Source organism: Streptomyces sp. NPDC110618 (assembly GCF_055657065.1).
This window is the reverse complement of record NZ_JBVKBN010000038.1, coordinates 1-24193: the sequence shown is the minus strand read 5'-3', so window position 1 is coordinate 24193 and position 24193 is coordinate 1. Positions and strand designations below refer to the sequence as shown.

The following is a 24193-nucleotide window of genomic DNA, read 5'->3' as shown; positions in this document are numbered from 1 at the left end:
AACGGGCATGCGAAACTTTTCACATGAGTGCCGCCAGCCGTGCCCCCCTGACCCTCGCCGGTGCCGTCGTCGCCGCGCTGCTGCTGTCCGCGTGCACCTCGGGCGGCACGTCCGGGGGCTCCGGAGGCACCGGGTTCGTCATGGGCGAGGACGGCATCGCGACCGTCAAGAAGGGCCAGCGGGACGCGGCCCCCGACCTGTCCGGCGAGACCGTCGACGGTGAGCAGCTCAACCTCGCCTCCTACAAGGGCAAGGTCGTCGTGCTGAACGTCTGGGGCTCCTGGTGCGCGCCCTGCCGCGTCGAGGCACCCGAATTCGAGAAGGTCTACCAGGACCTCAAGAAGGACGGCGTGGAGTTCGTCGGCATCAACACCCGCGACGCCAAGGTCGAGAACGCCCGCGCCTTCGAGGAGGACCGCGGCGTCACCTACCCGAGCCTGTACGACCCCACCGGCAAGCTGATGCTGCGCTTCAAGAAGGGCACCCTCAACCCGCAGGCCATCCCCTCCACGCTCGTCATCGACCGCGACGGCAAGCTCGCCGCGCGCTCCCTGGCCGCGCTCGGCGAGGAGAGCCTGCGCAAGATGATCGACCCCGTCCTCGCGGAGAAGTGACGTGAGCACCCTCACGACACTGGCCGCGACCGGCCCCAACGAGACGGTGATGAGCGGCGCCCTGCTGCTCGCGCTGCCCATCGCGGTCCTCGGCGGCCTGGTCTCCTTCTTCTCCCCGTGCGTGCTGCCACTGGTCCCCGGCTACCTCTCCTACGTCACCGGCGTCACCGGCACCGACCTCGCCGAGGCCCGCCGCGGCCGGATGGTGGCCGGCGCCTCCCTCTTCGTCCTCGGCTTCACCGCCGTCTTCGTCTCCAGCGGCGCCCTGTTCGGGTACTTCGGGGACACACTTCAGGAGCACAAGGCCGTCCTGTCCAAGGTGCTCGGCGTGCTGATGATCGCCATGGGCGTCTTCTTCATGGGCCTGATGCCCTGGATGACCCTGCGCGAGTTCCGCTTCCACAAGCGGCCGATGACCGGGCTGGTCGGCGCCCCCTTCCTCGGCGCGCTGTTCGGCATCGGCTGGACTCCCTGCATCGGCCCGACCCTGACCTCCGTGATCGCCCTGTCCTACAGCGAGGCCAGCGCCGGGCGCGGGGCCATACTGACCGTCGCCTACTGTCTCGGCCTCGGCGTGCCGTTCGTGCTCACCGCGGTCGCCTTCCGCAAGGCGCTCGGCGCCTTCGGCTGGGTCAAGCGCCACTATGTCTGGGTGATGCGGATCGGCGGCACGATGATGATCGTGACCGGTCTGCTCCTGCTCACCGGCGTCTGGGACAGCATGGTCTCCGAGATGCAGAACTGGTCCAACGGCTTCACGGTGGGGATCTGAGGAATGAGCGAGACGACAACCGACCGCGCCGAAGAGCAGGATCTCGGCGCCGCCGGCTCCCAGCTCTCCACCGCCCCCACCGAGGAACTGTCGAGTGTGCCCGCGCTGGGGTTCGTCGGCTGGGTCCGCTGGTTCTGGCGGCAGCTGACCTCCATGCGGGTCGCGCTGCTGCTCCTGCTGCTGCTCGCGCTCGGCGCGATCCCCGGCTCGCTGATCCCGCAGACCGGCTCCGACGAGACGAAGGTCGCCGACTTCCGTGACCGGCACGAGGTGCTCGCGCCGGTCTACGACAAGCTCGGCCTCTTCCACGTCTACAGCTCGGTGTGGTTCTCCGCGGTCTACATCCTGCTGTTCGTCTCCCTCATCGGCTGCATCGTGCCCCGCACCTGGCAGTTCGTGGGTCAGCTGCGCGGCCGTCCGCCGGGCGCGCCCAAGCGGCTGACCCGGCTGCCCGCCCACACCACCTGGCGCACGGAGGCGGAGCCCGAGCAGGTCCGCGAGGCCGCGCTCGCGCTGCTGAAGAAGAACCGCTTCCGCGCCCACATCGCCGGTGACGCCGTCGCCGCCGAGAAGGGCTATCTGCGGGAGGTCGGCAACCTCGTCTTCCACATCGCGCTGATCGTGATGCTGGTGGCCTTCGCCTGGGGCCAGCTGTTCAAGATGGAGGGCAACAAGCTGATCGTCGAGGGCGGCGGGTTCGCCAACACCCTCGTGCAGTACGACGACTTCAAGTCCGGCACCCTCTTCAGCACCGACGACCTGACCCCCTTCTCCTTCGACCTGAAGGACTTCAAGGGCACCTACGAGCCCTCCGGCCCCAACAAGGGCACCCCGCGCACCTACCAGGCGTCCCTCACCTACGCCGAGGGCGCGTACGGCAAGGAGAAGTCCACCGTCGTCAAGGTCAACGAGCCGCTGGAGATCGGCAGCTCGAAGGTCTACCTCACCGCCCACGGCTACGCCCCCGTGATCACCGTGCGGGACGGCAAGGGCAAGGTCGTCTTCAGCGACGCCGTGCCGCTGCTGCCGCTCGACTCCAATGTCACCTCCTCCGGTGTGATCAAGGTGCTCGACGGCTACCGCAACGCCAAGGGCGTCGGCGAGCAGCTCGCCTTCCAGGCCGCCTTCCTGCCCACCTACGAGGCGGGCAACGAGGTCTCCTCCGCCTTCCCCGCCCTGCTCAACCCGGTGCTCAACCTTGAGGCGTACCACGGCGACCTGGGCGTCAACTCGGGCATCCCGCAGAGCGTGTACCAGCTCGACAAGAAGCACATGAAGGGCTTCAAGGACGCCAAGGGCAAGCAGCTGCGGCAGAACCTGCGGCCCGGGCAGACCATGAAGCTGCCGGGTGGCGCGGGCTCGGTCACCTACGAGGGCACCAAGGAGTGGGCCAACTTCCAGATCACCGAGCAGCCCGCGAGTGGCTGGGCGCTGACCGGGGCCGTCGCCGCGATCCTGGGGCTGGCCGGTTCCCTGTTCATCCAGCGCCGCCGGGTGTGGGTGCGGGCGGTGAAGGGCGCCGACGGGGTGACCGTCGTGGAGATGGCCGGGCTCGGCCGCAGCGAGTCCGCCAAGGTGCCCGAGGAGCTCGGCGACCTCGCCGGGACCCTGTACGAACAGGCGCCGGGGGCGCCGGACCCCGGTGACCCGGCCGTGGACGCGCCGGACGACACTGAGCAGCAGACCACCGCAACCGACTCCGCTGTACCTGCCGAAGGGGCTGAGAAGTGACTCTCGCCGCCGCTACCAACGAGAACCTCGCGAACCTCAGCAATACGCTGATCTACTCCGCGATGGCCGTCTACACCCTGGCCTTCTTCGCGTACATCACCGAATGGCTCTTCGGCAGCCGCAGCAAGGTCGGCCGCACGGCCGCCGCGCTGACCGCGTCCGCGAAGACCTCGGCGGCGCCCGCCGTGACGGTGAAGAAGGGCGGCGGGACCGCCGTACTGGAGCGGCCGAAGGTCGTGGTCCGGGCCACGGGGAACACCCGTGACGTCCCGGACGGGCCGGGCGCGCACGGCGGTGACGAGCAGGGTGACCTCTACGGGCGTATCGCCGTCTCCCTCACCGTGCTCGCCTTCCTGATCGCGGCCGGCGGTGTGCTCTGCCGGGCCCTGTCGGTGCAGCGGGCGCCGTGGGGCAACATGTACGAGTTCAACATCACCTTCTCCACGGTCGCCGTCGGCGTGTACCTGACGCTGCTGGCGCTGAAGAAGAACGTGCGCTGGCTCGGGCTGTTCCTGACCACGTCGGTCCTCCTGGATCTCGGTCTGGCTGTCACTGTCTTGTACACCGAGAGTGACCAGTTGGTTCCCGCCCTTCACTCGTACTGGTTGTACATCCACGTCTCCACCGCGATCCTGTGCGGCGCGGTGTTCTACGTCGGCGCGGTCTCGACGCTGCTGTACCTGTTCCGCGACTCCTACGAGAACAAGCTGGCGAACGGCGGCACGCCGGGCCGGTTCGCCTCCTCGTTCCTGGACCGGCTGCCCGCGGCGGCCTCGCTGGACAAGTTCTCCTACCGCGTCAACGCGGCCGTCTTCCCGCTGTGGACGTTCACGATCATCGCGGGCGCGATCTGGGCGGGCGACGCGTGGGGCCGCTACTGGGGCTGGGACCCCAAGGAGACCTGGTCCTTCATCACCTGGGTCGCCTACGCCTGCTACCTGCACGCCCGCGCCACGGCCGGCTGGAAGGGCCGCAAGGCCGCCTACCTGGCCCTCGCCGCCTTCGGCTGCTGGCTCTTCAACTACTACGGCGTGAACATCTTCGTCTCCGGCAAGCACTCCTACGCCGACGTGGGCCTGGGAGCGCTGCAGTCCGTGGGGTTCTGAGGCCGTCGTACGCCAAGGCCGGTCTCCCGTGACGCCGGGTCGCGGGGGACCGGCCTTGGCGTACCGGCAGCCGCGGCAGAGCGGCGCGCGGGCCGCCGTGCGGGCGCCGCCGGTTCCCGGCCTGGCCGCCGACTCCCGGCCTCTTGGCGGGCGGGCGGCCCGCCGCCAGGCAGCACAGCCGCCGCTCGGCAGGCGCCCGGACCCGGTCACCGTCCGTGCGGCCGCCCCGGCGCGCGGTCGTCGGCCCGGCGGCGAGCCTGCCGAACCGCGTGCGGATCCTCCGGCCAAGGGCCACGCTGGAGGCATGTCCGGATCTATTGAGCAGGGCATGAGTCAGGTGCAGGGGAGCACGCACATCCTGCATTTTCTGGTGCGGCTGCCCGGGCGGATGGAGTCGGTGTGGCCGGTGTTCTCCACGGCCGAAGGGCTCGCGAAGTGGTTCACGGAGGTCGATCAGCTCGAACCCCGGCTCGGCGGGGACGTCACCCTGCGTGATGTGGGGTCGGGGCGGGTGACCGCCTGGGACGTGGACCGGGTCGTGGAGTACACCGTCGAGGGCGGCGGCCGGATCCGGTTCCATCTGGAGCGGGACGGGGACGAGGGCAGCGCGCTGCGGTTCACCCACGAGTTCCAGGGGGAGCGGGAGTCGGAGGAGCGCTGGCGCGAGCGATTCGAACGGCTGATCGAGATTCTGGGCGCCTCCTAGGACGGCGGCAGGCACTCCTTCGCCGGCGGCTTCTCCTGGGGCCAGGCGATCTTCACGAACCGCGCCTTCCCCTCGGCCGTCAGCTCCACGATCGGCACCGCCTTGTCGTACGGGTTGCCGTGCGCGTCCAGACAGATCCACCCGCTCGCCCCGTTCACCCGCAGTGGCCCCTTCACCTGCGGCCACTGCAGGCCCACGTCCGCGAGCCGCGGTGCCACCCTGCCCTCCGTCGTGGCCCTGCGGATGCCGGTGACCGCCAGCCGCATGGCGTCGTGCGCGATGATCAGCTGGCCGTCCTCCAGGGACACCTCGCCGATCGGCCCGACCGGCCTGCGCGCGGCCGTGGACAGCAGTTCCGCCAGCTCGGCCGCGTCCGCCGCCGAACCCCCGGTCCTCGCACCGTCCTTCGCCCAGGCGTCCGGATGCGCCAGCGCGGTGTAGCGCACCGACAGCTTGTGCGTGAGCGCGCTCCGGTCCAGCTCCTTGTCCCCGGTGAGGTACGACGCCTCGTCGCCGGTGAGCACGGTGAACTCCCGGTGCTGGCAGGACCGTTCGCCGAGCTCGTTGATGAACTGCCGCAACTGCGTGTGCCGTCCGGCGAACAGGATCGTGTCCGTCTCCGGAGCCGTCCCGCACACCAGGGACGCGATCTGCCAGAACGTGTTCGCGGTCGTCCCTTCCTCGCTGCGGTCCGCGGGCGGCGTGAACGGCTGCGGCTCGTACGGGGAGCCCGCGAGGAGCTTCATGAACGACTTCTGCAGCGTCCGCGTGTACGGGTCGCCCGGCTTGTCGTACACCAGCAGTGCCCGCCCCGCCGTCACATCGGCGAACGAGGTCAGCGCACGGGCCTCGTCGGTGTTGGTGGGGGAGACCCGCGCCAGACCGGGGAAGGGGTCCTTGCCCCCCTGCCCGTTGGCGAGGTCGTCGGCGGTGATGGAGCTGCCGATGACCGGGATCCCGCGCCTGGTCAGTTCCTTGACGGCCCGCTTGTTGTTCTCGGTGCTCAGCCCCACCCCGGTGACCGCCCGCAGCCGGTCGGGGCCCTTCGTCATCTCCTCCAGCCGGTCGACCGTGAACTCCCAGTGCGCCCCGGTGGCCCCGGGGTTGGCGAGGACGAGCCGGATCGCCGGGGACTTCCTGTTGGACTCGTGATTGGCCCGGTACTGCGCGAGATAGGCGCCCTGCATCTCGTGCAGCACATCACCCAGGTTGTCCGGGTCGGACGCGGTGAACGGCTCCAGCAGCGCCACCGTCACATAACTCCCCGCTTCAGCGACCGGTTCTCCCGGTCGATCGCCCGGATCACCTCCCGAAGCCGCGGCCGGCCGAAGTCGTAGGCGGAGGTCGACACCCCCACGCACTCCTCGCTGCCCTCCGGCCGCTCCACCCCCGGCGCGCAGGACCGGTCCTCCCGCGCCAGCGCGCCCGCCCCGAACCAGCCGCCCGCCACCAGCGCGGCCGTCACCAGCAGGGCCAGATACCGGCGCAGCGGGATCTCCCAGACGTCCTCGCGCAGCCACGTCCACACGCCGGTGCGCGCCATCACGCCTCCCCCTCGTCCTCGTCCGGGATGTGCGGTTCCCGCCCCGCGAGGGCGTCCTCCGGCCAGTCCCGCGACGCCCGCCACAGCAGGGCGTTCCCGGCGGGCCGCAGATTGGACAGCTGCTCCAGCTCGAACCGCAGCCGCTGCCCCACCGTCCGGTCCGGCAGGGTCAGCGGATCGGTCAACTGCCATACGGCGTGCAGCAGTCGCCGCACCCGCAGATGCAGCGCCGCGTCCGCGCCCTCCGGCGGCTCGTGCCCGGCGTCGGTGCGGCCGAGCGCCACCGCCGTACGCCGGTCCTCGGTACCGGAGTGGTCGCGGCCGTCGGCGTCGTGCGCGTGGAAGTAGGGCGCCGAGGCGACGAACCGCAGCACCGCCAGCCAGCCGCGGGTCGGCAGCGTGGTGAAGGAGTCCCTGAGGTACGCCACCGCCGAGTCCGTTCCGCCCAGGGCGAGTTCGTGGTGCAGCCGGTAGCGCACCTGCTCGCCGGCCGGGTCGGCGTAGTGGTCGACGAGTGTTTCGTGCGCCTTGCGCCACTGCCCGTGGTCGGGGTCACGGTGGTGCAGCCGGAGCAGCAGCAGCGTCCGTACGAACGGGTCGCCGACGAACTGCCCCGGCACCACGGGCAGACCCTCCGTCGCCAGCAGTTCGCCCAGCGCCCTCACGTCGGCGGGCCCGAAGTGCTCCGGCAGCAGCGCGCGGGCCAGCGCGCACGCCGAGTCGTGGTCGTGGGCGGCGGCCAGCACCGTCAGCTCGTCCAGCCGGTCCGGCGGCACCAGCCGGTCCAGCAGCTCCAGGTAGGCGGGCCTGCCGTCGTGCTCGGGGTGCACGCGCAGATCCGCCGTGAGCAGCTCGCCGAGCGAGGAGGCCGCGGTCGGGTGCTGGGCGGCGGCCTCCGCGACCAGGGTGATGCCGAGCGGGCTGCCGCCGGTCAGCCGGTGTGCGGCCTGCGGGAGCTGGGGCGGAACCGCCGGGTCCGCGCCGACGATGTGCAGGGTGTCGTCACCGCTCAGCGGCGGCAGCGACACCACCAGCGCCCGCGAGGACGCCGAGCCCGGTTCCGGGGCCCAGTCGCTGCTCCGGGCCAGCTCGGGCAGGGCCCGCCGGGCCGCGTTGCGCAGCGCCGGGCGCCCGCTGCCGCGTACGGCGGCGAAGCACACGACCTGGTCGCCGACGCCCTCCGTCCGGTCCCGCAGTACCGCCTCGATCAGGCCGGGGCCCGGCGCGGTGTGCGCGTTGTCCAGCAGCACCAGCGGCCGTCCCAGCCGCTTCATCCGGGGCAGTACGCCCGTGTAGGCGTCGGTGAGGTCGGCGCGCAGCGCCCGCACCAGATGCCGCTCGGCGTGCTCCCGGGAGGTGCCGCCGGCCCGGAAGTGCCCGGAGAGCAGGATCAGCCCGCGCCGGGCGTTGTCACCGGCGTTGGGATAGTCCCGGTACCAGGCCGAGGCCCGCTGGTGGCGGCGCCCCGCGAACCCCTCGGACAGGGACTCCAGCGTCGCCTCCACCGCCGCCGACAGCAGTGGCCCGGTGCCGGTCGCCGCCGCGACCACCTTCGCCGCGACCCGGCCCGCCCAGCGTCCGGCGAAGCCGCCGACCCAGGACCCGCTCTCGTTCAGCAGCAGGATCCGCTGCACCTCGCGCCGGATCCGCTCGGAGTCCGCGTCCCCCCAGCCCCCGGCCGCGACCGCCACCAGACCCGACATCAGCCGCGGGAACTGGATCCGCCCCGCCCCGGTCACCTGCTCCGCGAGCTGCTCGGCGAGCACCAGCAGCGCCTGCGACACCGGTGACCAGGCCTCGGCGGGCCGTCCGGCGGGCGGCGCCGCGAACTCGGCGTCCTCGCAGTCGATCAGACCGACCGGGGTGTGCCCCTTGTACGAGTCCCGCAACTCCGCGAGCACCGCCGTCTTGCCGAGCCCGCGCGCCCCGGAGAGCACGACCAGCGGCGGTTCCTGCGGATGCTCGTACGGCGTCACCCGGTGCTGGTGCGGGCGCAGGCCCACGAGCCGGGGGGCCAGCCCGGCCGGATCGGTCTCGAACAACGCCCCGCGCCCGTGCAAGCGTCTGCCCACCGCTTCTCCCCCCGAGGCGGTCGCCGTCGATCCAACCGTGGTGCTGGTCACGCGTGAGATCTATCAACACCAGGGTAGAGAGGGGGAGTTGATTCGGACTAGGTCGCACGGTGTCCGTTGGATTACGAAATTGGCGGGATGTCAGCCGGTGTCGATCACATCCCGCTTACGTACCGATGTCCTCATGCCACAGCTCGGGGCGTTCCCGGATGAACTCCCGCATCATCGCGACGCACTCGGCGTCCTCGAACAGCACGATCTCCACGCCGTGCCCGGCCAGCCAGTCGTGCCCGCCGTGGAAGGTGACGGCCTCCCCGATCACCACCCGCGAGATCCCGAACTGCCGCACCAGACCGGAGCAGTACCAGCAGGGCGAGAGCGTGGTCACCATCGTCGTGCCCCGGTACGACCGCTGCCGCCCCGCCGCCCGGAACGCGGCCGTCTCCGCGTGCACGGACGGGTCGTCGTCCTGTACGCGCCGGTTGTGCCCCCGTCCGAGCAGCGTTCCGTCGGCGCCGAACAGCGCCGCCCCGATCGGGATGCCGCCCTCGGCGAGCCCCGCGCGGGCCTCCGCCACGGCGACCGCCAGCCAACTGCGTGCCTGCGCCTGATCCATACGGTCCACTGTGCACGAGCGCCCCGGGCCTTGCGCGTAATGCCCACGCCGTTCTGAGTACCCGTGCTCAGGCCGCGAGGAGCCCGCGCCGGAAGAGTTGGGGCTACCGGGGCGACCGCACTCGCGCCGGATTCGACCGCACTCACGCCGGATCGACGGCACCCGAGCCGGATCGACCGCACGCACACCGGATCGACGGCACCCGAGCCGGGTCCGACCGCACTCACGGGAGACAGACGACCATGACCAGGTCCCGCCGCATCCAGACCCTCGCCGCCGCCCTTGCCGCCGCGGCGGCGCTGACCCTCACCGGATGCTCCGGGCTGGACTTCCGGGACAGCATCTGCTCCGACGGCTACTACCCCGTCCAGACGGTGAACGGCACCGGCAGCGACTGCCTTGAGGACGGCGAGGAGCCCGGCGAGGGCTACTTCCGCCACCCGGAGGGCAAGGTCCCGGAGCACGTCGACGACAAGTGGGACGTCTACTGGCGCACCCACAGCCTCGACGAGAACGGCAAGATCGTGAAGCTCGACGAGAACGGCAACCCCGTCAAGAAGTCCTGACCGAACCTCCGCGCCTCCCCGCACGTCGAATGTCATGGGGAACGGAAAACGAAGGGGGACCCATGAGACGGGCACTGCTGATGGCGGGGATCACCGCGGTCGCGCTGGGCGGGGTCGGCTGCGCGGAGTCGGACGGCGGCGGGACCGGCGGGGCCGTGCGGGCGGAGGCGTCCTGCGCCCATGTCGTCGCGTACGAGGGCCGGGACTACGTCTCCGTGGCGGACATCGACTACCGGCGGGGCGAGAAGCTCGGTACCGCCACGAACCTGGCCTGCGACGACACCCCGGACGACGGCGATTTTGGTGACCCCGCCCGCGAGGTCACCGCCTACGCCGTGGAGGGAGTCGACCCGGCCGTCGCCATCGCCGTGGAGGACGCCGGGGAGGTCACGCTCATGGCCGAACTGGCGGCGGGCGGGAAGCTGCCGCCCGAGCTGGAGGAACTGCGCTCCGGGCAGGACTGAGCCGTCAGGACTCGTCCCGCTCGTCCTTCTTCTCGTCGTCCAGGGACTTCAGGAACTCCGGGTTGTCGTCCGGCGCCACCCAGCGCTGACCGCGGTTGGACCGCACCCCGGACCAGCCCTCGGCCGCCGGGCTGCGCTTCTTGCCCGCGATCAGCCAGGAGATGGACCCGACCATCGGGAAGAGCAGCACGAGGATCGCCCACAGCGGCTTCGGCATGTGCCGGACGTCCTCGTCCCGCGTGCTGATGCAGTCGATGAAGGCGTAGATGCTGAGCGCCAGCGGTACAAGGAACATCAGCACCCGCAGCATGGGAGCCTCCCGCGAGATGATCGTGGGGGACGGATCGGAGCCCCCAGGTACAGGGCCAGGGTAGCCGCTCGGGGATACTTGGCCCCATGGCTTACGACGATCTTCGTTCCCTGCTCAGGGCACTGGAACGCGAAGGCGACCTCAAGCGCGTCAAAGCGGAGGTCGATCCGTATCTGGAGGTCGGGGAGATCGTCGACCGGGTGCAGAAGGCGGGTGGCCCGGCACTGCTCTTCGAGAACGTGAAGGGCTCCTCGATGCCCCTCGCGATGAATGTCTTCGGCACCGACCGGCGGCTGCTGAAGGCGCTCGGCCTGAAGTCGTACGCCGAGATCAGCGACAGGATCGGCGGACTGCTCAAGCCCGAGCTGCCGCACGGCTTCGTGGGCGTCCGGGAGGCTTTCGGCAAGCTCGGCGCGATGGCCCACGTACCGCCGAAGAAGGTCAAGGACGCGCCGGTGCAGGAGGTCGTCCTGCACGGCGACGACGTCGACCTGGAACAGCTCCCGGCCCTGTTCACCTGGCCCAAGGACGGCGGCTCCTTCTTCAACCTGGGGCTCACCCACACCAAGGACCCGGAGTCCGGGGTGCGCAACCTCGGGCTGTACCGGCTCCAGCGCCACGACAGGCGCACCATCGGCATGCACTGGCAGATCCACAAGGACAGCCGCAACCACTACCAGGTCGCCGCCCGGCGCGGCGAGCGGCTGCCGGTCGCCATCGCCTTCGGCTGCCCGCCCGCCGTCACCTACGCCTCCACCGCGCCGCTGCCCGGCGACATCGACGAGTACCTGTTCGCCGGGTTCCTCGCGGGCAAGCGGATCGAGATGGTCGACTGCAAGACCGTGCCGCTCCAGGTCCCGGCGCAGGCCGAGGTCGTCATCGAGGGCTGGCTGGAGCCGGGCGAGATGCTGCCGGAGGGGCCCTTCGGCGACCACACCGGCTTCTACACACCGCAGGAGCCGTTCCCGGCGCTGAAGATCGACTGCCTGACCATGCGGAAGCGGCCGCTGCTCCAGTCGATCGTGGTCGGCCGGCCGCCGACCGAGGACGGCCCGCTGGGCCGCGCCACCGAGCGCTTCTTCCTCCCGCTGCTGAAGATCATCGTGCCGGACATCGTGGACTACCACCTGCCCGAGGCGGGCGGCTTCCACAACTGCGCGATCGTCTCGATCGACAAGAAGTACCCCAAGCACGCGCAGAAGGTGATGCACGCGATCTGGGGGGCACACATGATGTCCCTGACCAAGCTGATCGTGGTCGTCGACTCCGACTGCGACGTCCACGACCTGCACGAGGTCGCCTGGCGCGCCCTCGGCAACACCGACTACGCCCGCGACCTCTCGGTCGTCGAGGGCCCCGTCGACCACCTCGACCACGCCTCCTACCAGCAGTTCTGGGGCGGCAAGGCGGGCATCGACGCCACGAAGAAGTGGCCCGAGGAGGGCTACACCCGCGACGGGGGCTGGCCGGACATGGTGGAGTCGGACCCGCAGACCGCGGCGAAGGTGGACCGCCGCTGGAAGGAGTACGGCCTGTGAGCTCGGCTTCCGCCGCCCTCCCGCAGCCAGGGCGCACCAGGGCCTTCCTGCGCCTGGTGATGATCGAGCACTCGATCTTCGCGCTGCCCTTCGCCTACATCGCCGCCCTCACCGCGATGTTCGAGTGGGACAGGAACATCCACTGGGGCCGGCTGCTGCTGGTGACGATCTGCATGGTCGGCCTGCGCACCTTCGCCATGGCGGTCAACCGGATCATCGACCGCGAGATCGACGCGCGGAACCCCCGCACGGCCCATCGCGAGCTGGTGACCGGCGCGGTCTCGGTGAAGCACGCCTGGACGGGCGCCCTGATCGCGCTCGTGATCTTCCTGGGCTCGGCGGCACTGCTGAACCCGCTCTGCCTGGCGCTCGCGCCGGTCGCGGTGGTGCCGATGGTGGTCTATCCGTACGGCAAGCGGTTCACGAACTTCCCGCAGGCCATCCTGGGTCTGGCCCAGGCGATGGGCCCGGTCGGAGGCTGGCTGGCGATCACCGGCGAGTGGTCCTGGGACGCGGTGATCCTGGGCCTGGCCGTGGGCATCTGGATCGGCGGCTTCGACCTGATCTACGCCTGCCAGGACGTGGAGGCCGACCGCGAGATCGGCGTCATGTCGGTCCCGGCCCGCTTCGGCGTCCCCGCGGCGATCTGGTCGGCCCGCGTCTGCCATGTCCTGGTGATGGCCCTGTTCGTCTGGTACGCCGTCGTCACCGACGCGGGCTTCTTCTTCTGGCTCGGACTGATGATCGTCGCCGGTGCTTTCGTATACGAACACAACATCGTCCGCCCCCACGACCTCTCCCGCCTGAACAGGGCGTTCTTCAGCGTCAACGGCTTCATCGGCATCGCCCTGTTCGGGTGCGCCCTGCTCGATCTGCTGGTCCGGGGGCTGACCCTGTAACTACGGTGCGGCCTACCATCGAGTGCAGACAGAGGGAGGCTGGTGTGACCATCTCGGGCAGCGACCGCCTGCACTCGCGGCTCGCCCGGTACGAGGACATGTTCCCCGGGTACCGGATGGAGATTGTCGAGGGCAACATCGTGATGAGTCCGCTGAGGCCGTTCCACAACCAGACCATCGTGCGGTTGTGGACTCAACTCGAAGACCAACTCGGCCCGGAGTGGGGTTTCATCAGCGATGTGGCCGTGCCGTTCAGTGAGGACTTCGAATTCTGCCCCGATCTCGCCGTCATCCCTGCCGCCGAGCAGAAGCGGAATCTGACGGCTTACTCGCCCGATCTGATCGAGCTGGCCATCGAAGTCGTTTCCCCCAGCAGCGTTCGGAACGACTACGAGGTCAAGAACAGGCAGTACGCCGCTCGGGGCATCCCGAACTATCTGATCTTCGATCCTGGCAAGGGGCACCTCGTCAAGCACTGGAATCCCGGTGCCGAGGGCTACCTCGGGCAGGACACGGTTCCGTACGGGGGCGAGATCATCGTGGAGACCAAGCTGGCACGTCTGACCATCGACACGAGTCGGCTGCCCGTGGACCCCGAGTCGGGCGCCCAGTCCTGAGCTAGTTTCGTCACGCCGGTACGCTCAAGATGTGAACGCAGGAGAAACGCAGCGCGTGCCTTGGATCGTGGGGGTGTCCGGAGCTTCCGGGACGCCGTACGCGGCGGCGGTGCTGCGGGCGTTGCTGGCGGCCGGGGAGAGCGTCGACCTGGTGGTCAGCCGGGCCTCGCGGCTCACCCTGCTCGACGAGACCGGGATCGCCTTCCGGGACTCGCAGTGGGAGGCCGACCTGCGGGAATGGCTGTCCCGGGGCGCGGACGGCAAGCCGGACACCTTCGACGTGGACATCGCGGGGGTACGGCACTGGAGCGCCGGGGACCTCGCGGCCGGGCCGTCGTCCGGGTCGTACGCCACGAAGGGCATGCTGATCGTGCCCGCCTCCACCGCGGCCGTCGCCGGGGTCGCCCTCGGGCTGTCCAAGGACCTGCTGCAGCGGGCCGCGAGTGTGACCCTGAAAGAGGGACGCAAACTGGTCGTCGCCGTTCGGGAGACCCCCTTGAACGGTCAGACGCTGCGGCACCTGGTCACCCTCGACGACCTGGGCGCCACCGTCGTACCCGCCTCGCCCGCCTTCTACGCGGGCGCCACCCACATCCAGGACCTGGTGGACTTCGTCGCCGGACGCGTACTCGACGTGGCGGGCGTCGAGCACCGGCTCTACCGCCGCTGGAAGGGCGACCTCGGCGGCGCGCGCACGACCTGAGCAGCACGCAGCATCAGCAGTACGGCAGTACTCCAGCAATCCAGTACTTCAGGAACTCAGCGACTTTTCAGCGGAAGGCTTCGAATCGCATGGACGCGGTGGACAGGCAGCTCATCCAGGCCCTGAGGGAGAACGGCCGGGCCTCCTACGCGGAGCTGGGGCGCCTCGTCGGCCTGTCGGGACCCAGTGTCACCGACCGCATTAACCGGCTGGAGGCGGCCGGTGTCATCACCGGTTACCGCGCCACCGTGGACGCGGCCTCGCTCGGCCTCGGTGTCACCGCCCTGATCGGCATCTCGCTCTCGGACGCGGCGGACCACGAGGACGTGGCGCGGCGGATGAAGGACTTCAGCGAGATCGAGGACTGCTGGTTCATCGCCGGCGACGACTCCTTCATGCTCAAGGTGCGGGCCAGTGACGTGGACGGTCTGGAGCGGATCATCCGGCGCCTCAGCGGGACCAAGGGCGTCTCCCGGACCCGTACCACGATCGTGCTCTCCACCAAGTGGGAGAACCGGGTCGGGGAGCTGCCCGAAGAGGTCTAGGGATACGGTTGACGCTGCTGTCGGAGAAAGGTGTGGGCATGGACGTCGGGCTCAAGCGCGAGCTGGAGCAGAAGGTCATGGCCGGTGAGCGGCTGACCCGTGAGGACGGCATCGCGCTGTACGAGTCGGACGATCTGGCGTGGCTGGGCGGCCTGGCGCACGAGGTGCGCACGCGCAAGAACGGTGACGTCGTCCACTTCAACGTCAACCGGCACCTCAACATGACCAACGTGTGCACGGCGTCCTGTGCGTACTGCTCCTTCCAGCGCAAGCCGGGGGAGAAGGACGCGTACACGATGCGCATCGAGGAGGCGGTGAAGCTCGCCAAGGCGATGGAGTCGGAGAACCTGACCGAGCTGCACATCGTCAACGGCCTGCACCCGAACCTGCCGTGGCGCTACTACCCGCGCTCCCTGCGCGAGCTGAAGGCGGCGCTGCCGAACGTGTCGCTGAAGGCGTTCACGGCGACGGAGATCCACCACTTCGAGACGATCTCCGGTCTGTCTGCGTCGGAGATCCTGGACGAGCTGATCGACGCGGGGCTTGAGTCCCTGACCGGCGGCGGCGCGGAGATCTTCGACTGGGAGGTCCGCCGGCACATCGTGGACCACCGCACGCACTGGGAGGACTGGTCCCGCATCCACCGCCTGGCGCACGAGAAGGGTCTGAAGACCCCGTGCACCATGCTGTACGGCCACATCGAGGAGCCCCGCCACCGCGTCGACCACGTCCTGCGCCTGCGCGAGCTCCAGGACGAGACGGGCGGCTTCCAGGTCTTCATCCCGCTGCGCTACCAGCACGACTTCGTGGACGTGAAGGACGGCAAGGTCCGCAACCGGCTCCAGGCGCGGACGAAGATGGCGACGGGCGCGGAGGCGCTGAAGACCTTCGCGGTGTCCCGGCTGCTCTTCGACAACGTCCAGCACGTCAAGGTCTTCTGGGTCATGCACGGCGTCCAGACGGCGCAGCTCGCCCTGCAGCACGGCGCGGACGACATGGACGGCTCGGTGGTCGAGTACAAGATCACCCATGACGCGGACAACTTCGGCACGCCGAACAAGCTGACGCGTGAGGACCTGCTGGACCTGATCCGCGACGCGGGCTTCCGCCCGGTGGAGCGGAACACGCGGTACGAGATCATCCGCGAGTACGAGGGCCCGGACCCGGCGCGCCGGGAGTCGCCGCAGCCGATGCGGGTCTGAGGCGCGGGCGTTGTTCTTCGCCTGTGGGGCGGTGGGGGCTGGTCGCGCAGTTCCCCTCGCCCCTGGGCGAGAACACCTCCCCCCGGATGTAATGGCTACGATGCAACTGTGACACTTACCTTCATCCTCGACCCCGCCGTGGACCCTGCCCTCCGCGACGGCATCCTCGATCTGTGGACGGACGTGTCCAACGCGGGCGGCTCCGTCGGGTTCGTGCCCCCGGTCACGCGGGAGGCGATCCGGCCCGAGCTGATCAAGCACTTCGCGGCGATGGCCGAGGGGCGGACCCGGCTGCTGGTCGGGCACGACGCGGACGGGCGCGTGGCCGCCACCGCCTTCTTCACCTTCAACACGCACCGGCTGATGACCCACTGGGTCTGGCTGTACACGGTGATGGTGCACCCCCGGCACCAGGCCAAGGGGTACGGCAGGGACCTGCTCGCCGCCGCCGAGGGCGCGGCCCGCGACTTCGACGGCATCCGGGCCATACGGCTCACCTGCCGCGGCGGAGAGGGCCTGGAGCGGTTCTACGGGTCCTGCGGGTACAAGGAGGTCGGCCGGATCCCGGACGCCATCCGGGTCGCGGACGACGACTTCCGGGACGACGTGATCATGCTGCTGCCGCTGGACTGAGGCAGGCCCGGACCCGGCCCCAAGATCCGCCGACCGGCATGCTTCACTGGATGCCGTCCCTTTTGGATTCGGAAGACTGGATTGAGATGCTCCGCTACACGCTGATGCGCCTCGGGATCTTCGTGGGCTGCCTCGTGGTCGTCTGGGGCCTCGTCTACTCCGGTCTCGCCCCGCGCGGTCTCGGCGACTCCAACGGCATGTGGATCATTCTGCTCGCCCTGCTGGTCTCCGCCCCGATCAGCTTCGTCGTGCTGCGCAAGGAGCGGGACCGCGCCTCGGCCCAGATCGTCCACAAGGTCGACCGGATGAAGGCCAACCTGGAGGCCAACCGGAGCCAGGAAGACCTCGCCGACGACGCGGCCCGTGCCCAGGGGCAGACCTCCTGATCGCACTTCCGCCTTAGTCTTGCCTCCATGGGTGCAGTCAAGACGAAGCGGATGCCGCGCGCCGTCCGTGAACAGCAGATGCTGGACGCCGCCGTGCGGGTCTTCGGGCGCCGCGGGTACATGGCCGCCTCGATGGACGAGATCGCCGAAGTCGCCGGTGTCTCCAAGCCGTTGGTCTACCTGTACCTGAACTCCAAGGAAGACCTCTTCACCGCCTGCATCCGCCGCGAGGCCCACGCGCTCACCGCAGCCGTACGAGCGGGCGTGGAGCCGCACGCGCCCGCCGACCGCCAACTCTGGGACGGTCTGCGGGCGTTCTTCACGCACACCGCCCAACACCCCCACGGCTGGGCCGTACTGCACCTCCAGGCCCGCACCCACGGCGACGTGTTCGCCGCCGAGGTGACCGCGATGCGCGAGGAGATCGTGGCCTTCGTCACCCAGCTGATCCTCGCCGCCGCCCGCGCCGCCCACCGCGACCCCGACCTGCCCGAGACCGAGGTCGCCGGACTCGCCGAGGCCCTGGTCGGCGCCGCCGAGTCGCTGGCCGACTGGGCCAACGCCACCCCCGGCGTCACCGCCCGCCAGGCCGCCGCCACCTTGATGAACTTCGCCTGGGCCGGACTCGGCAACCTGATGGACGGCCGCCCGTGGAGCCCGCCGGTCAGCTGACCGTCCCGAGCACGTGCGGGCGCCCGGACTCGCCGCGCAGCTCGAACCGCCCCGGCTCCGAGCCGTACCGCACCACTCCCGGCAGCCCGACCGGCGCCCGGAACTCCGCCGTCACCCGCGCCACCGCAGGTACTCCGTACGCCGCCAGGCAGCGGGCCACCGTCCACATGCCGTGGGCGATGGCGCGCCGGAAGCCGAACGGGCGGGCGGTGAGCGGGTGGAGGTGGATGGGGTTGCGGTCCCCGGACACGGCCGCGTACCGCCGCCCCACGTCCCCACCGAGCCGCCACTCGGCGACGACGGGCAACGGCACCCGCTCCTCGCGCGCTTCGGGCGCCCTCGCCTCCGTCCGGTGCCGCGCCAGATACGTACTGCGCGACTCCCACACCGCCTTGCCGCCCGCGTCCCTCAGCTCGGTCACCAGCGTCGCCTCCGTGCCGCGCCGGTGCGGCGCCAACCCCTCGACGTACACGCTGATTTCGTACGAGTCGGGTACGGCCAGCCGTTCCCGCGCCGTGATCTCGATCGACGTGTGGACCAGCCCCAGCAGCGGCAGCGGGAAGTCCCGTCCGCTCATCAGCCGCATGGCCAGCGGGAAGCCCAGGACGTGCGGATAGGTGAGCGGCAGCGCGTCCTCGCCGGTCGCGAAGCCGCAGACCCGTTCGTAGGCCGCGAGGCGGGACAAGTCGACCCGCAGGCCGGGCAGGACGAGAGGTGTGCGCGGGAACTCCGCCTCGGGGCGCGGGCGCTTGAACGGAGAAAGCACCGCGCCACGGGCGAACGCCGGCGCGAGCGCGGGCGTATGAGTAAGGACGGTCACACACACCTCCGGGGCTTCTGACTCCGGAGTAAGGTTACCGGAGGTAATGCTTCGTGTGCTGCGCGAACATGAACAACCCTCGGGTTATCCCCGAGGCTGCACAGCCCCACCCCCCAGCCCTCCCCGAACACGCACAGCCCCCACACGTCCGCCTCGTACGATCCCTGTCTAACCGGCGGTAACCCCATGTCCGCACCAGGGGAGCCGTCCGCGAACGCCGTGCCAGGAGCCGCCCGTGTCCACGCCACTGCCCTCTTTCGCCGCGTCCGCGGCCTTCGACGACGCTCCCGCGCCCACGCTCGTACAGCCCGAGACACGGAAGCTGGACGGAGTCGTCCGGGAGGCGTACGTACCGCCCTTCGCCCCGCCCGTCACCCGTGGGTCGCTCGCCGACCTGCCGTTCGACAACGCCCTCGCGGTACCGGACAAGGTGGTGCTCAGCCGCCGTACCCAGGACGGGAGTTGGACGGAGGTCACGGCGGCGGAATTCGCCGGGCAGGTGCTGGCCGTGGCGAAGGGGCTGATCGCCGAGGGCCTGATGCCGGGTGACCGGCTCGCGGTGATGGCCCGGACGAGCTACGAGTGGACGCTGCTCGACTTCGCGGCCTGGGCCGCGGGCCTGGTGACCGTCCCCGTCTACCCGACCTCCTCCGTCTTCCAGACCCGCTGGATCCTCCAGGACTCCGGAGCGGTCGCCCTGGTCACCGAGACGGTCGGCCAGGCCGCGGCCCTCGGCCCGGAACTGGAGCACATCCCCGACCTGCGGCACCTGTGGGTCATGGAGAAGGGGCACGTCGACCGGCTCGCGGAGGCGGGCGCGGCTGTGCCGGACCAGGAGGTGGAGGTCCGCCGGGGCATGCTCGGCCCGTCCATGCTCGCGACGCTGATCTACACCTCGGGCACGACCGGCCGCCCCAAGGGCTGCGCGCTGACCCACGGCAACTTCTTCGCCGAGGTCGACAACGCCATCGAACTCCTCTACCCCGTCTTCAAGTCGAGGTCCAAGGACGAGCCCTCGGTGCTGCTGTTCCTGCCGATGTCGCATGTCTTCGGCCGGATGGTGGCGGTGGCCTGCGTCCGCGCCCGCGTCCGCCTGGGCCACGCACCGAGCCTCCAGGCGGAAGACCTCCTCTCGGACCTCTCCGCCTTCCGCCCGACCTGCCTGCTGGCCATCCCGTACATGCTGGAGAAGGTCTACAACTCCGCCCGCGCCAAGGCGGAGGAGGGCGGACGGGCCGCCCTCTTCGACCGCGCCGCCACCATCGCCGGCCGCTACGGCGAGGCCAAGGAGGCCAAGCAGCACGGCACCGGGTCCGGACCGGGCCGAGCCCTGAGCATGGCCCGCACCTTCTACGACCCCCTGGTCTACCGCCGCCTGCGCAACGCCCTCGGCGGCCGGGTCCGTTACCTGATCTGCGGCGGCTCCCCGCTCGGCCGCCGCCTGGCCGCCTTCTACGCGGGCGCGGGCATCGAGATCTACGAGGGCTACGGCCTGACCGAGACCACGGCGGCGGCGACGGTCACCCCACCCCTCAAACCCCGCCTGGGAACCGTGGGTTGGCCGCTCCCCGGCACTCGGGTGCGGATCGCGTCGGACGGCGAGATCCTGATCGCGGGCGACCAGGTCCTGCACGGCTACTGGGACCCGGCGGCCGGGGGAGTCGTCCCGGCGACCACGGACGGCTGGCTGGCCACCGGCGACATCGGCGAACTGGACGACGAGGGCTACCTGACCATCACCGGCCGCAAGAAGGAACTGCTCATCACGGCGGGCGGCAAGAGCGTGGCCCCGGCCCCGCTGGAGAACTGGCTCCGCCAGCACCCCCTGATCTCCCAGGTGATGCTGGTGGGCGACCGCCGCCCCTACGTCGCCGCCCTCGTCACCCTCGACCTGGACGGCATCACCCACTGGCGCCGCATGAACGGCCGCCACCCGGTTCCGGCGGAACTCCTGGTCCAGGACGAGGAGTTGCACGCCATCCTGCAACGCGCGATCGACGAGGCCAACCGCCTGGTCTCCCGCCCGGAATCCATCCGCCGCTTCACAATCCTCCCCACGGACTTCACGGAGACGGCGGGCCACCTGACCCCCTCGATGAAACTCCGCCGGGAGACGATCATGAAGGACTTCGCGTACGAGATCGAGGAGCTGTACGAGCGCTGATCCTTGAGAGCAAGATCCCGTCAGCGAGATCCCTGCAAGGGGGGTGGAGTCGACGGGGGCGGTGGGACGAAACCACGCGAGGGCATGGGCTGTTCCATGGCCCGCAACTCCCGAAGCCTGCGTACACCACGGACGGCGGATCGGACTACGCAGGTTGTGAAGACGAGGTTCGCAGCCGCTGCCAGCCAGATCCACAGGGCGACATGGGGGGAGGTGTTGCTGGGCTGCACTTGGCCCTCGGGGTCCACGACGAGGCGGATGGACTCACCGACGTCGGCGCCGCGACAGCCGCCGATCGGTCCTTCGGCGACATCCCCGTCGGGAAAGCGCACTTTGCACGACGATTCACTTCTCGTTTGGGACGTCTCGACGACCACCAGGTCGACGGGGCGCCCACGTTCGGCCAGGGCCCGGTCCTGCCTGATGAACATCCCGAACACAACAAGCGCGAAGGCGGCGAGAAGGAAGGGTGCCATCAGCCACAGCCGCTGGTCCGTGTTCACGGCGACAAACCACAGCAGTCCGAGCGTGAGCACGATGCCGGGCAGGACCAGCCACAGACTGATCACCGCAGACATCATGGCTCCCACCAGGAAGGCGAATGCCCCGGACAGGACGTAGAGCCTGCGGGGAGGCATGCCCAGCTCCAGCCGCGCCAACCAGACAGGCGGGCGGGTGGTGTCGATGCCTCGTCGCCGTCTCACTTCCATGGCTGAACCACCTCGTCCGAGTGTTCGTCGGCTGCTCCGTAGGGCTGGACTGTTGCCTTTCCGCAGATCACGGCTACCAGGCTGGCCATTGACACTACCTGTTCAGGATCCAGACAGCTGCCGACCACCAGCAGCGCGGGACCACCACTGGCGGGGCAGCTCAGGGCGGCAGCCATGCCAATCCTTGCCGCGTACTGCGCAGGCGGCGCATCTGTGGTGGGAAGCGCGGGGAAGATGTCGACCTGGCCGTTGGACCGGATGCCAGGCTGGGAGACCAGGCCAAACCCTGGTCCCATGGCGGATGGGAAGGATTCGAGGTAGACCTGCTTGTCCTCCAACTGCTCGCCGAAGTAACGCGCCAGAGCCTCGCCGGCGTTGATGTCCGGGGCGCATCGGGGAGCTTCGACCACTCCGGCACAGATGTGCCAGGTGACGGGGCCGTCCTCGGAGTCAGGCAGAGCGACCAGACCGTAGCTGATCATGCCGTCGTCGAGGAACAGCCTCCGGGCAGCCATGAGCGTTCGGATGATGGACGAGCGGACTTTCTCATCTTTATGGGCATATACCTGGTTGGCGAGGTCCGAGATTTGCTCATGTGCCGCCTCGTCGTTCTCTCCGTCTTCCAGCAGGTCGAACCAGTCTGTGGGCACCTGGAGGTGCACTTCTCCCTGCGGTTGACGCCGGGAAATTGTCCGCTCTGTGCTGATACTCATGACGCCTCCGCCCCTTCCGCCGTCTTCTTCAATGCCCAGGGGTTGAGCTCATCCGGCCAGTGGTCCTTCCCTGATCCCGAAGTCTGATCACCGGGGATCTGGTGCTTGATGGCTTCGTACGTGATCTTGGCCGCGCCCCCTGGCCCCTGCGCCACCGCGTTCGCACCCCAGTTACCGGCGAACTGGATTGTCTTTCCCGCCAACTCGGCACCACCCACCAACCTGCCGGGCTGGGTCAGTACCGACTTGAAGAGCCCCGCAGCAGGTGCCCCCATGCGGGCAAGTGCCTTACCTGCGGCGAAAGCACCTCCGCCCAGGGCCAGTCCGGCAGCATCGACCAGCACGGTCGGTGAGGTAAGTGCCTGCGTGAGCTTCCGGTCTCTCCTACGGCCTGAAGATAGTGAGCTGCCAGTCCGATACCCGCCAGTGCCAGGCTCAGGGCGGCCAATCCCGGAAAGGCCAGGGACAGCAGGCCGGTGATCGCGCTGAGTGTGCCTGCGACGTTTCCGATGAAGGCGAAGAGCCAGGAGTACTCCTTCAGAAGTTCCTTGAGCCCGTCGAGAAGCATGTCGCTGACCGCTTCGAGCGCCTTGAGAGCGGCCCCGATGCCGTCTGCCAATTTGTCCCAGAAGCCCGGCTCGTTCGGCGCGATGTCCATCGCGTGCTTGAGCCGGTCGGCGACGGCCTCGCCCTCTTCGACGTAACGTTTCCTCAGGCGTTCCGCCCGGCCGCGTATCTCTTCCAGGTCGGCGTTGGCCGAGTGCAGGGACTTCTCCTTGCCGCTGCGCTTCTCCTCCAGCCGTTCCTGCTTCGCCTTGTCCTCGTGAGACTGGTCCCGCAACTTCTCCGCGAAGCCCGGCTTCGGCGGCATTCGGTCGAGTTCCCGCTGCAGAGCTGCCGCCTTGTCCTTGGCGTCCTGCGCCTCGGACTCCAGCTGGTCGGCGATCGCCTGTTGCGTGGCCATGTACTGGGCCCAGTCCTCCAGCGCCTGGGCCGCATCGGAGAACGAGTCCCGTGCGTCGTTGACCTTGGGCCGGAAGTCGTCGTGGAACTGCTCGCGGAACGCCTCGGCGGCCTTCCCTTTCCACTCTCCCCGCCCGGTGCCGTTGAGGACGTCGGCGATGTCCCTCAGCGCCCGCGCCGTACGGCGCACGATTGCCGCCACGTGCGTGGCGTCCTTCTTGTTGCCGGGGCACGGACAGAAGCCGATCGCGGGGAAGCGGGCGTCGGCGGCCGGGTCCGGAAGCAGCCAGGTCGGCTGACCGTAGTCGGTCACTTCTTCCCGCCCCTCGGGGAACGCGCCTTTTCCAACTCGCGGGCGAACTGCTCGTCCGTCTCCTCGAAGGTCTTCTTGATCTGCCCCAGAGCCTTGGCGGCGGACTTCGAGAACTTCGACATCTGCTTGATGCCGTACGACCACTCCTCGCCGAAGTCATCCATTCGCTGGGCGAGTTTGAAGACCCCCATCGCGGCTCCGTCGACCTCTTCCATCTCACGGCACGGCGCCGCCATCACTTCATGGATGTCCTCGATGTCCTTCTGCGTCTTCACCAACATCTCGTAGTCGATGTACAGATCGCTCATCGTTCCCCCGTTCTGTGTTCTAGCGATTGATGGCCTGGATCTCCTGGACGGCAATGTCCTGAGTGGTTTCGAACGTGCCATCGGGCAGGTCACCGTTCGCGCCACCGGAACCTGTCCAGGAGATCTGCCATGTGATGGACGCCTTCAGCTTGTACGGTCCACCGGCGGAGGCGCGGAGGTAGCGGATACCGCACGGCGGGGACTTGTGCGAGTCGCCCTTGGTGTAGGGAGTGCCGATGGAACCGTCTTCGTTGATCTCGCAGTCGCCGGAGGCCGGGTAGGTCTCGGCGTCCGCGGTGCCAGGCTCCAGATGCAGAGCGACCGGCTTGGCCGTTGTCTCCGCCCATACCCCGGCATCGGGCAACTCGGCGGGGACGGTGATCTCCTGGAACGTGGCCTTGTCCAGCCACACTGGGGTGCCCCGAAGTTTCCGGACAGGGATCCAATAGGATCGTCCTGAGAGGGAAACGAGGAAGCAGTGGCGCCACCCAGTAAGTACTCGCCGGA

Annotated in this window: 25 protein-coding genes and 2 pseudogenes; 17 read left to right on the top strand and 10 right to left on the bottom strand. The window is 69.5% G+C overall.

From position 1 onward, the window contains the following. Nucleotides 1–23 precede the first annotated feature (23 nt). The 5 genes from ACZ7L7_RS36285 to ACZ7L7_RS36265 all read left to right on the top strand — a co-directional run bounded on the left by ACZ7L7_RS36285 (nucleotide 24) and on the right by ACZ7L7_RS36265 (nucleotide 4929). Nucleotides 24–614 (top strand): TlpA family protein disulfide reductase, encoded by a 591-nt coding sequence (locus tag ACZ7L7_RS36285; RefSeq protein ID WP_285515976.1) that lies wholly within the window; start codon nucleotides 24–26, stop codon nucleotides 612–614. 1 nt (nucleotide 615) lies between these two features. Next, the gene (locus ACZ7L7_RS36280; RefSeq protein ID WP_285515975.1) at nucleotides 616–1386 is read left to right on the top strand and encodes a cytochrome c biogenesis CcdA family protein; all 771 of its coding nucleotides are present in this window, start codon (nucleotides 616–618) and stop codon (nucleotides 1384–1386) included. 3 nt (nucleotides 1387–1389) lie between these two features. Then, on the top strand, nucleotides 1390–3117 hold the full coding sequence (resB, locus tag ACZ7L7_RS36275; protein WP_285515974.1) for a cytochrome c biogenesis protein ResB: 1728 nt from the start codon (nucleotides 1390–1392) through the stop codon (nucleotides 3115–3117). Next, nucleotides 3114–4223: a c-type cytochrome biogenesis protein CcsB gene (gene ccsB, locus ACZ7L7_RS36270; RefSeq protein ID WP_285515973.1), complete on the top strand. Its 1110-nt coding sequence runs from the start codon at nucleotides 3114–3116 to the stop codon at nucleotides 4221–4223. The genes resB and ccsB overlap by 4 nt, the downstream gene beginning before the upstream one ends. A gap of 304 nt (nucleotides 4224–4527) precedes the next feature. Further along, nucleotides 4528–4929 (top strand): SRPBCC domain-containing protein, encoded by a 402-nt coding sequence (locus tag ACZ7L7_RS36265; protein WP_471591805.1) that lies wholly within the window; start codon nucleotides 4528–4530, stop codon nucleotides 4927–4929. On the opposite strand, the pseudogene ACZ7L7_RS36260 reads toward ACZ7L7_RS36265, so the two are convergent. The 3 genes and pseudogenes from ACZ7L7_RS36260 to ACZ7L7_RS36250 form a co-directional block, all read right to left on the bottom strand. Continuing rightward, nucleotides 4926–6472 (bottom strand): annotated as a pseudogene (locus ACZ7L7_RS36260) (type 1 periplasmic-binding domain-containing protein). The gene ACZ7L7_RS36265 and the pseudogene ACZ7L7_RS36260 overlap by 4 nt on opposite strands. Further along, nucleotides 6472–8544 carry a hypothetical protein gene (locus ACZ7L7_RS36255; RefSeq protein ID WP_472077957.1) on the bottom strand — a complete coding sequence of 691 codons (2073 nt, stop codon included), beginning with the start codon at nucleotides 8542–8544 and terminating at the stop codon, nucleotides 6472–6474. Before ACZ7L7_RS36255 ends, ACZ7L7_RS36260 begins: the two are co-directional and overlap by 1 nt. 166 nt (nucleotides 8545–8710) lie before the next feature. After that, nucleotides 8711–9160: a nucleoside deaminase gene (locus ACZ7L7_RS36250; RefSeq protein WP_285515969.1), complete on the bottom strand. Its 450-nt coding sequence runs from the start codon at nucleotides 9158–9160 to the stop codon at nucleotides 8711–8713. Nucleotides 9161–9402: 242 nt separating this feature from the next. Between ACZ7L7_RS36250 and ACZ7L7_RS36245 the strand changes: the two genes are divergently transcribed. Then, nucleotides 9403–9726 (top strand): SCO0607 family lipoprotein, encoded by a 324-nt coding sequence (locus tag ACZ7L7_RS36245; protein ID WP_285515968.1) that lies wholly within the window; start codon nucleotides 9403–9405, stop codon nucleotides 9724–9726. Nucleotides 9727–9788: 62 nt separating this feature from the next. Next, nucleotides 9789–10190, top strand: a complete 402-nt coding sequence (locus tag ACZ7L7_RS36240; protein ID WP_453598890.1) for a DUF6281 family protein — start codon at nucleotides 9789–9791, stop codon at nucleotides 10188–10190. 4 nt (nucleotides 10191–10194) lie between these two features. Here ACZ7L7_RS36240 and ACZ7L7_RS36235 read toward each other — a convergent pair whose 3' ends face one another. Next, on the bottom strand, nucleotides 10195–10500 hold the full coding sequence (locus tag ACZ7L7_RS36235; protein ID WP_285515966.1) for a PLD nuclease N-terminal domain-containing protein: 306 nt from the start codon (nucleotides 10498–10500) through the stop codon (nucleotides 10195–10197). Between the two features lie 86 nt (nucleotides 10501–10586). Between ACZ7L7_RS36235 and ACZ7L7_RS36230 the strand changes: the two genes are divergently transcribed. The 9 genes from ACZ7L7_RS36230 (at nucleotide 10587) to ACZ7L7_RS36190 (ending at nucleotide 17695) form a co-directional block, all read left to right on the top strand. Then, complete coding sequence (locus ACZ7L7_RS36230; protein WP_285515965.1) at nucleotides 10587–12038, top strand: menaquinone biosynthesis decarboxylase; 1452 nt, start codon at nucleotides 10587–10589, stop codon at nucleotides 12036–12038. Beyond that, nucleotides 12035–12937 carry a menaquinone biosynthesis prenyltransferase MqnP gene (gene mqnP / locus ACZ7L7_RS36225; protein ID WP_285515964.1) on the top strand — a complete coding sequence of 301 codons (903 nt, stop codon included), beginning with the start codon at nucleotides 12035–12037 and terminating at the stop codon, nucleotides 12935–12937. Before ACZ7L7_RS36230 ends, mqnP begins: the two co-directional genes overlap by 4 nt. 44 nt (nucleotides 12938–12981) lie before the next feature. Next, complete coding sequence (locus tag ACZ7L7_RS36220) at nucleotides 12982–13554, top strand: Uma2 family endonuclease (protein ID WP_285515963.1); 573 nt, start codon at nucleotides 12982–12984, stop codon at nucleotides 13552–13554. 55 nt (nucleotides 13555–13609) lie between these two features. Further along, complete coding sequence (locus tag ACZ7L7_RS36215; RefSeq protein WP_285515962.1) at nucleotides 13610–14257, top strand: UbiX family flavin prenyltransferase; 648 nt, start codon at nucleotides 13610–13612, stop codon at nucleotides 14255–14257. Between the two features lie 89 nt (nucleotides 14258–14346). Then, on the top strand, nucleotides 14347–14802 hold the full coding sequence (locus ACZ7L7_RS36210) for an Lrp/AsnC family transcriptional regulator (RefSeq protein WP_285515961.1): 456 nt from the start codon (nucleotides 14347–14349) through the stop codon (nucleotides 14800–14802). Nucleotides 14803–14840: 38 nt separating this feature from the next. Then, entirely contained in the window at nucleotides 14841–16004 is a 1164-nt protein-coding gene (gene mqnE, locus ACZ7L7_RS36205; RefSeq protein ID WP_285515960.1) for an aminofutalosine synthase MqnE, read from the top strand. Nucleotides 16005–16112: 108 nt separating this feature from the next. Continuing rightward, nucleotides 16113–16637, top strand: coding sequence for a GNAT family N-acetyltransferase (locus tag ACZ7L7_RS36200; protein WP_472077956.1), 525 nt, complete (start codon nucleotides 16113–16115; stop codon nucleotides 16635–16637). A gap of 86 nt (nucleotides 16638–16723) precedes the next feature. Further along, a complete protein-coding gene (locus ACZ7L7_RS36195; protein WP_285515958.1) occupies nucleotides 16724–17023 on the top strand; it encodes a DUF4229 domain-containing protein in 300 nt (99 codons plus the stop codon). A gap of 27 nt (nucleotides 17024–17050) precedes the next feature. Continuing rightward, nucleotides 17051–17695, top strand: coding sequence for a TetR/AcrR family transcriptional regulator (locus tag ACZ7L7_RS36190; RefSeq protein WP_285515957.1), 645 nt, complete (start codon nucleotides 17051–17053; stop codon nucleotides 17693–17695). Here ACZ7L7_RS36190 and ACZ7L7_RS36185 read toward each other — a convergent pair. Continuing rightward, nucleotides 17688–18515, bottom strand: coding sequence for a MaoC family dehydratase (locus ACZ7L7_RS36185; protein ID WP_472077954.1), 828 nt, complete (start codon nucleotides 18513–18515; stop codon nucleotides 17688–17690). The two genes, ACZ7L7_RS36190 and ACZ7L7_RS36185, sit on opposite strands and share 8 nt — an antisense overlap. Nucleotides 18516–18750: 235 nt before the next feature. On the opposite strand from ACZ7L7_RS36185, the gene ACZ7L7_RS36180 reads away from it, so the two are divergent. After that, entirely contained in the window at nucleotides 18751–20679 is a 1929-nt protein-coding gene (locus ACZ7L7_RS36180) for an AMP-dependent synthetase/ligase (RefSeq protein ID WP_472077953.1), read from the top strand. Nucleotides 20680–20699: 20 nt separating this feature from the next. Here the strand turns inward: ACZ7L7_RS36180 and ACZ7L7_RS36175 are convergent, their stop codons facing one another. From ACZ7L7_RS36175 to ACZ7L7_RS36155, 5 genes and pseudogenes are all read right to left on the bottom strand, one after another. Further along, on the bottom strand, nucleotides 20700–21389 hold the full coding sequence (locus tag ACZ7L7_RS36175; protein WP_471432015.1) for a hypothetical protein: 690 nt from the start codon (nucleotides 21387–21389) through the stop codon (nucleotides 20700–20702). Next, nucleotides 21380–22102, bottom strand: a complete 723-nt coding sequence (locus tag ACZ7L7_RS36170; protein ID WP_471591800.1) for a hypothetical protein — start codon at nucleotides 22100–22102, stop codon at nucleotides 21380–21382. Before ACZ7L7_RS36170 ends, ACZ7L7_RS36175 begins: the two co-directional genes overlap by 10 nt. A 235-nt stretch (nucleotides 22103–22337) precedes the next feature. After that, nucleotides 22338–23378: a WXG100 family type VII secretion target gene (locus ACZ7L7_RS36165; RefSeq protein ID WP_472077952.1), complete on the bottom strand. Its 1041-nt coding sequence runs from the start codon at nucleotides 23376–23378 to the stop codon at nucleotides 22338–22340. After that, on the bottom strand, nucleotides 23375–23686 hold the full coding sequence (locus ACZ7L7_RS36160; protein WP_471428436.1) for a hypothetical protein: 312 nt from the start codon (nucleotides 23684–23686) through the stop codon (nucleotides 23375–23377). Before ACZ7L7_RS36160 ends, ACZ7L7_RS36165 begins: the two co-directional genes overlap by 4 nt. A gap of 19 nt (nucleotides 23687–23705) precedes the next feature. Beyond that, nucleotides 23706–24104: pseudogene (locus ACZ7L7_RS36155) on the bottom strand (hypothetical protein); the annotation flags it as partial. Nucleotides 24105–24193 lie beyond the last annotated feature (89 nt).

Excerpts from the sequence above, each read along its gene's own strand:
- ACZ7L7_RS36285 (WP_285515976.1), top strand. The coding sequence starts at position 24 with ATGAGTGCCGCCAGCCGTGCCCCCCTGACCCTCGCCGGTGCCGTCGTC.
- resB (WP_285515974.1), top strand. The coding sequence starts at position 1,390 with ATGAGCGAGACGACAACCGACCGCGCCGAAGAGCAGGATCTCGGCGCC.
- ACZ7L7_RS36265 (WP_471591805.1), top strand. The coding sequence starts at position 4,528 with ATGTCCGGATCTATTGAGCAGGGCATGAGTCAGGTGCAGGGGAGCACG.
- ACZ7L7_RS36250 (WP_285515969.1), bottom strand. The coding sequence starts at position 9,160 with ATGGATCAGGCGCAGGCACGCAGTTGGCTGGCGGTCGCCGTGGCGGAG.
- ACZ7L7_RS36245 (WP_285515968.1), top strand. The coding sequence starts at position 9,403 with ATGACCAGGTCCCGCCGCATCCAGACCCTCGCCGCCGCCCTTGCCGCC.
- ACZ7L7_RS36240 (WP_453598890.1), top strand. The coding sequence starts at position 9,789 with ATGAGACGGGCACTGCTGATGGCGGGGATCACCGCGGTCGCGCTGGGC.
- ACZ7L7_RS36235 (WP_285515966.1), bottom strand. The coding sequence starts at position 10,500 with ATGCTGCGGGTGCTGATGTTCCTTGTACCGCTGGCGCTCAGCATCTAC.
- ACZ7L7_RS36230 (WP_285515965.1), top strand. The coding sequence starts at position 10,587 with ATGGCTTACGACGATCTTCGTTCCCTGCTCAGGGCACTGGAACGCGAA.
- ACZ7L7_RS36210 (WP_285515961.1), top strand. The coding sequence starts at position 14,347 with ATGGACGCGGTGGACAGGCAGCTCATCCAGGCCCTGAGGGAGAACGGC.
- mqnE (WP_285515960.1), top strand. The coding sequence starts at position 14,841 with ATGGACGTCGGGCTCAAGCGCGAGCTGGAGCAGAAGGTCATGGCCGGT.
- ACZ7L7_RS36195 (WP_285515958.1), top strand. The coding sequence starts at position 16,724 with ATGCTCCGCTACACGCTGATGCGCCTCGGGATCTTCGTGGGCTGCCTC.
- ACZ7L7_RS36190 (WP_285515957.1), top strand. The coding sequence starts at position 17,051 with ATGGGTGCAGTCAAGACGAAGCGGATGCCGCGCGCCGTCCGTGAACAG.
- ACZ7L7_RS36175 (WP_471432015.1), bottom strand. The coding sequence starts at position 21,389 with ATGGAAGTGAGACGGCGACGAGGCATCGACACCACCCGCCCGCCTGTC.
- ACZ7L7_RS36170 (WP_471591800.1), bottom strand. The coding sequence starts at position 22,102 with ATGAGTATCAGCACAGAGCGGACAATTTCCCGGCGTCAACCGCAGGGA.
- ACZ7L7_RS36160 (WP_471428436.1), bottom strand. The coding sequence starts at position 23,686 with ATGAGCGATCTGTACATCGACTACGAGATGTTGGTGAAGACGCAGAAG.